The organism is Peribacillus sp. NPDC060253, assembly GCF_042727425.1.
Classification (GTDB): Bacteria; Bacillota; Bacilli; order Bacillales; family DSM-1321; genus Peribacillus.
Genome location: NZ_JBHXAS010000198.1, coordinates 1 through 5,504, shown reverse-complemented (window position 1 = coordinate 5,504; position 5,504 = coordinate 1). Strand labels below are relative to the sequence as shown.

The 5,504-nt window shown below is 37.1% G+C and carries 6 protein-coding genes; 1 reads left to right on the top strand and 5 read right to left on the bottom strand.

Annotated elements, in window-relative coordinates; translation table 11 throughout:
* Positions 1–443: 443 nt before the first annotated feature.
* Complete coding sequence (locus tag ACFWE9_RS25685) at positions 444–812, bottom strand: winged helix-turn-helix transcriptional regulator (RefSeq protein WP_290370655.1); 369 nt, start codon at positions 810–812, stop codon at positions 444–446.
* 577 nt (positions 813–1,389) lie between these two features.
* Between ACFWE9_RS25685 and ACFWE9_RS25680 the strand changes: the two genes are divergently transcribed.
* Positions 1,390–2,385, top strand: coding sequence for a zinc-dependent alcohol dehydrogenase family protein (locus ACFWE9_RS25680; protein WP_230162602.1), 996 nt, complete (start codon positions 1,390–1,392; stop codon positions 2,383–2,385).
* Positions 2,386–2,608: 223 nt separating this feature from the next.
* On the opposite strand, the gene ACFWE9_RS25675 is transcribed toward ACFWE9_RS25680, so the two are convergent.
* The 4 genes from ACFWE9_RS25675 to ACFWE9_RS25660 all read right to left on the bottom strand — a co-directional run bounded on the left by ACFWE9_RS25675 (position 2,609) and on the right by ACFWE9_RS25660 (position 5,213).
* Positions 2,609–2,776, bottom strand: coding sequence for a hypothetical protein (locus ACFWE9_RS25675; RefSeq protein ID WP_230162600.1), 168 nt, complete (start codon positions 2,774–2,776; stop codon positions 2,609–2,611).
* Between the two features lie 425 nt (positions 2,777–3,201).
* Positions 3,202–3,642, bottom strand: coding sequence for a cell wall hydrolase (locus ACFWE9_RS25670; protein WP_230162597.1), 441 nt, complete (start codon positions 3,640–3,642; stop codon positions 3,202–3,204).
* Positions 3,643–3,871: 229 nt separating this feature from the next.
* The gene (locus ACFWE9_RS25665) at positions 3,872–4,075 is read right to left on the bottom strand and encodes a hypothetical protein (protein WP_230162595.1); all 204 of its coding nucleotides are present in this window, start codon (positions 4,073–4,075) and stop codon (positions 3,872–3,874) included.
* 337 nt (positions 4,076–4,412) lie between these two features.
* Positions 4,413–5,213 (bottom strand): fumarylacetoacetate hydrolase family protein, encoded by an 801-nt coding sequence (locus tag ACFWE9_RS25660; RefSeq protein WP_230162593.1) that lies wholly within the window; start codon positions 5,211–5,213, stop codon positions 4,413–4,415.
* Positions 5,214–5,504: the final 291 nt, after the last annotated feature.

Sequence of the window (5,504 nt, the reverse complement as noted above, 5' to 3'; positions counted from 1 at the left end):
ATCTTAAAAACAGGAGAACCTTATCATGAACTAGGCTCAAATTACCTTGAAGAAAAACAAAATAACAAAGAATTAAAAATGATCGAATACCTAAAAAAGAAAGGCTATAAAATTGCTCCATCTGAACAACAAACTGCATAACCAGTTAAAATAACGCAATAGTTCATTACCCCCATCAAAAAAAATGAGAATATGGAGGGTTTATTTTAGCATGGCTTTTTTACTAATGTATTTTCATACAAAAAAGCTGCCATAAAGACAGCTCCGATCTTCAGCTTCCGCACGTGTTAGTTTAAGTACATTTTTTCGTAATCTTTTTTAACTAAATTAGCACCCGTTGGTCAGAATATGATTTTTTATCACGGAAAGAAAAGCAAAATGTTCCTTCCGCTGTCCTCCTTCAGAATGAACGTACATCATCTGTCGGCGAGAACCTATTGATGCTACACTTTTTCTGAGGTCTTTCGTTTCATTAAAATCTCATTTTCGTACCTATCTCCCCAATCTCGCATGAGGTAGATAATAGGTTTTAATGTTTCCCCAAATGCAGTAAGAGAATATTCGACTTTTGGAGGAATCTCTCGATATATTTCACGATATACAATACCATCTTGTTCCAATTCCCGAAGTTGTAATGTTAACATACGTTTTGTGGTATAGGGCATAAGTTTCCCTAACTCGTTAAAACGTTTAGGTCCGGAAATTAAGTTATATAATATGATTCCTTTCCATTTGCCGCCTATCACATCTACTGTAATGGCAACAGGGCAAGCTGTGGTATCAGGACACATTTCTGTTTTAAAGTCCTTCATAGTAACACCCCAATTTTTTTAAGTATCAAATTGTATACTATATTACAAATTTTATCCTATTCCACAAAATTGTGCGTACTTTTAAAATTATAATATATAAAGTATCATTGATTTTGCAAGTAAAGACTAAATATTCCCTCTCTTTGGACTATTCACCATTACAGATGTTACGTAAAAAAATCCGATAAGAATGTCACTAGCTGGCACAGCATTGGATTGGTACCAGATCATCTCATAACAAGGAATCACTTTTATGATCGTTTCGAGGGGAGGGTAATAGATTGTTTTCGGGGATATTATTTACCATTATATAAGCATCTGGAGCTGTTTCTGTTAAATTTGGTCTTCTGTCATCCCCTCCATTTACCATAGGAACCATCCGGTTTCTTTTTACAGGTATTTACGATTTAATAAATCACCTAGACATAGATTAGAGTAGCAGCTTGGATCATCAAGGTCAAAGGGAAGTAAACGCAGGTTATATTAGCTTTTTTCTTAGCACATACCAATCATTCTGACCATCAATAGGTAATGAGATATTTCCCCATTTTTAGGCAAATAAAAAGGAGTGACTACTATGAAATCACAAATTATTCAATCTTTTGGTGAACCATCCGCATTTCAATATAAAGAGATTTCAAAACCTGAACTGATACCTGGACATGTACTTATTCAAGTAAAGGCTACAAGTGTAAATCCTATTGATACGAAAGTCCGTGCTGGTGCAGTTCCAGCCGTTGCACCTGAGTTTCCAGCAGTATTACACGGAGATGTGTCAGGGGTGGTATCTGCAGTGGGTGAAGGAGTAACCGAATTTAAAATGGGCGATGAAGTGTTTGGATGCGCCGGTGGATTTAGAGGGACTGGCGGAGCACTTGCAGAGTTTATGCTTGCAGATGCCGATTTACTTGCTCATAAGCCGAAGAATTTGACGATGGAAGAAGCCGCAGCTTTACCATTAGTATCCATAACCGCTTGGGAAGCATTATTTAATCGTGCTAGGCTCATACCTGGACAAAATATATTGATCCATGGTGCCACCGGTGGTGTAGGACACATCGCCATTCAACTAGCCAAATGGGGAGGAGCGACAGTCTATACAACTGCCTCTTCGCAAGAGAAGCTGGAGATTGGCACACGCCTTGGTGCTGATATAACGATTAATTATCGAGAAGAAAGCGTTCTTGACTATGTACAAAAATATACAAACGGAAAAGGATTTGACGTCGTGTTTGACACGGTAGGGGGTGAAAACCTTGATCGCTCTTTTGAGGCAGCAGCAGTCCATGGAACAGTAACAGCCATTGCTGCTCGTTCGACTCATGACCTCTCCCCCGTGCATTCAAAGGGACTTTCTCTTCATGTTACCTTTATGTTGTTGAAGATATTAAACAAGGACATGCATAAACATCATGGAGAAATTTTGAAGAAGGTTGCTAGGCTGGTTGAAGAAGGGAACCTGCGTCCGCTTTTGGATTCAAACATTTTTACGTTTGATGAAGTCTCAAAAGCCCATGAGTATATGGAGTCAGGCAAGGCGATAGGAAAAATTGTTTTGAAAAATAGCTGGTAATATTATTGCAAATATGAAATGCCTCAACAATTTTACGTTCATTTAAAAGTAGATGGTCCATAGAATCTCTATAAGATTCTCTATGTACCGTCTGCTTTTATTTTTAATTACCATGAAAACCAACAGGGCATAGGCAACTTTAAGATCATTTGAAACCACGACCTTTAGCTCTATAAGAAAAAAGAGCTACCGAAGCAACTCCCTTATTGAAGTAAAGCACCCTTTAATCAATTTTCTCTTTATTAATTTTCAGTATCTCCTTTAATGTAGCATGAATATTTTGAAGGCTAATTAATATCAATCCTAGCATAATAAATGTTACTACTTCCCCTGTAACTATAGAGATTATTGCTATTATAAGAGCATATAAGCCATAAAGCCAACCTTGCATTTTATATCACCTCACCGTGTTTTATTTTACCATTATTTCTTAAAATATCCTGGTCTGATAGTTACAAAAAGAAAAAGCTGCCTTAAGCAGCTTTGATCCTCAGTTCATACACCTTTTAGTTCATTTCAAAATCTTGCTTTCTTGGATAAATTTCTATTACTAAATGTTTGATATATAAAAAGGGAACGCCTGCAAACCAGGAAGTTCCCTTTTTATTTCGTAAGATAAAATTTTCACAATGAAACAACGATAGATAAAATAGGATGCGGCAGCTTTTTTCAACCGCCACCTGTTACATGACAAACAGGAGTTGCATGGAATGAATATGGCTGGCACTAGCCCTACGACTAAAAAATTTGTATTCGTAGCACCAAAAAGGAAAAATCACAATAAAACTCCAGGATCAATAAAAACTCTTAGACAACCTAACCAGTATAAACACTTTCACATGTCCCAGCTATTGGTTCATAATAACAATGATTTTTATACTGACCAGCAAAAGGTTGGTTATACCACGTTGGAGGGCATGGTGCATATGGATTAAAATACCAAAGAGCATATTTCCCTGGATGTTCTCTCCAATAATCCAAATTCTGTTTTGCTAATCTTTTTTCAGCAGTTCTCGCTCTTTGATAAAATACATTACCTTTTTGAACAGCTTCAAAAGAATAATTTCCTCCTTGTACGTGATAAATGACTTGTGGAATTGATCTTAACTCTTTAAAGTCCAAACAATCTGCTTTAAGACGATTAACAATCACATTTCCAACATATAACATCCCTTGTAATCCTTCACCTTCGGCTTCTGCTCTCATCATCCTTGCCATTAAGTCCACGTCTGAACTTCGATAACTTACTCTTGGCATTTTTTCACCCCAAAAATATAGTATGAAAAAAAGCCTACATTAATGTCATTGTTTATAAAATAAGGATGCTGAGTTTTTAAGTTAAATGAAAACTCTGGCATTGTTTTTATACCCTTTATTCAACTAAACTGCACCGTTAGTGCCATTAGAAAAAGGCTGCCTAAGCAACCTGCCTTCTTTATTGAAGTAATATACCTTTTAGTTGTAAAGCCATGGACTTTACATGCCCCTACTTAACTTTTTCATGCGTACGGGTCAGATATTTTCGGGATACAGCATTAAAATATCCTACATCAATAATTGCTACTTCTCCTTTATAAGGGCATTGAATGTGCGTCAGCTGATGTGATTCATTGATGATGACCAAGTCTATTGCGTCCAATTCTTTTTTGCAACACGAACATTTTACAGGTAGTAAGTTTTCTTTTTCCATTAAAGAAGCCCCCTTTTGATAAAGTAGGTATTCTTCATGTCTAGTCACTAATCCTACCTGTTCACACAACCGTCAAAAATTCCCTTTTTCCATTACATATTCAGTTAGTGTCTACATAGCTTATTCAACTAACTTAACGCGATAGCTGAATAAAAAAAAAGCTGCCTTAAAGACAGCTCCTAACTTCAGCTAACGGACCGTTAGTTCATGAAGGAATGATTCAAAACTCAACTATATTTCTCTCTTTTTATTGCGATGTCCCCTGTAACATATTAAAAAGTCGGCTCATTTATTTATGAACATTTTCATTTTTGGTTAGTGAAAATGCTGGCATATCCTACTGAACAGCATTACACAATCGACCGATATTCTCGACTTCAACAACGACCTCATCCCCCGACTTGATCGGGCAGCTGCCAGATGGTGAACCCGTTGCCAAAATGTCACCGGGCTCCAGTGTCATTACCTGTGAAAGCCAGCTGATTAAATACGGAATACTTAGAGACATTTCATTGGTATTCCCGTCTTGGACAACACGGCCGTTTAAAGTGGTCACAATCCGCAAATTTGTAGGATCTACCCCGGTAACGATGCACGGTCCCAAAGGTCCGAATGTATCAAATCCTTTGCCCCGCGTAAACTGTGGATCTTTTTTTGTAAGATCTCTTGCTGTGACGTCATTAAATATCGTGCAACCAAACACATAATCAAGCGCATCCTCTTCTTTAATGTTTTTTCCGCGCTTTCCAATGACTAGGGCTACTTCACCTTCAAGCTCCACTTGGTTGGATAGATCGTTTGGAGGAAGGATAATTTTCTCCTTGTCTGCAATAAGCGCAGATAATGGCTTTAAGAATAGAAATGGTTCTACAAGGTTTGCCTCTCCCCCTGTTTCCTTCGCATGACCTGCATATGTCCAACCGAAATTAACCACTTTAGAAGGTTTTACAGGTTCTAAAATTTTCACGTCACTATATTTTACCTTTACCCCGTCATACTCTATTTCCTTGTTGACAAGTTCAGCAAAACTGCTAGAGAGTTGTAAAATTATATCATCATCCTCAACAATACCGTAATGTATATTGCCTTGTTGATTCTGATAGCGAACTATTTTTTGTGTTTTTTGTAGCACATGCATGATGAATAAACTCCTTTGATAAATAAGGTATACTAACCTCAGATAATATAAAATTCGGGTCTCCACATAATCGCGAGCGAAGACTTCCAACTCCATTATAACCGATAAGGTCAATGGAAATAAAATTTAGCTTCCCGATACCATTAATTCCCTTTTATATAAAGAAGATAAATTAAATAAAAAAAGAACTGTATGGATGAAGTGAACCCAAAAAGTTAGACACTTTATTTAATTAGGCAGCCTTGAGGGCATGAATCCGGTAATCTACCGGGCTCATGCCTTTTAATTTTA

Excerpts from the sequence above, each read along its gene's own strand:
- ACFWE9_RS25660 (WP_230162593.1), bottom strand. The coding sequence starts at position 5,213 with ATGCATGTGCTACAAAAAACACAAAAAATAGTTCGCTATCAGAATCAA.
- ACFWE9_RS25670 (WP_230162597.1), bottom strand. The coding sequence starts at position 3,642 with ATGCCAAGAGTAAGTTATCGAAGTTCAGACGTGGACTTAATGGCAAGG.
- ACFWE9_RS25675 (WP_230162600.1), bottom strand. The coding sequence starts at position 2,776 with ATGCAAGGTTGGCTTTATGGCTTATATGCTCTTATAATAGCAATAATC.
- ACFWE9_RS25680 (WP_230162602.1), top strand. The coding sequence starts at position 1,390 with ATGAAATCACAAATTATTCAATCTTTTGGTGAACCATCCGCATTTCAA.
- ACFWE9_RS25665 (WP_230162595.1), bottom strand. The coding sequence starts at position 4,075 with ATGGAAAAAGAAAACTTACTACCTGTAAAATGTTCGTGTTGCAAAAAA.
- ACFWE9_RS25685 (WP_290370655.1), bottom strand. The coding sequence starts at position 812 with ATGAAGGACTTTAAAACAGAAATGTGTCCTGATACCACAGCTTGCCCT.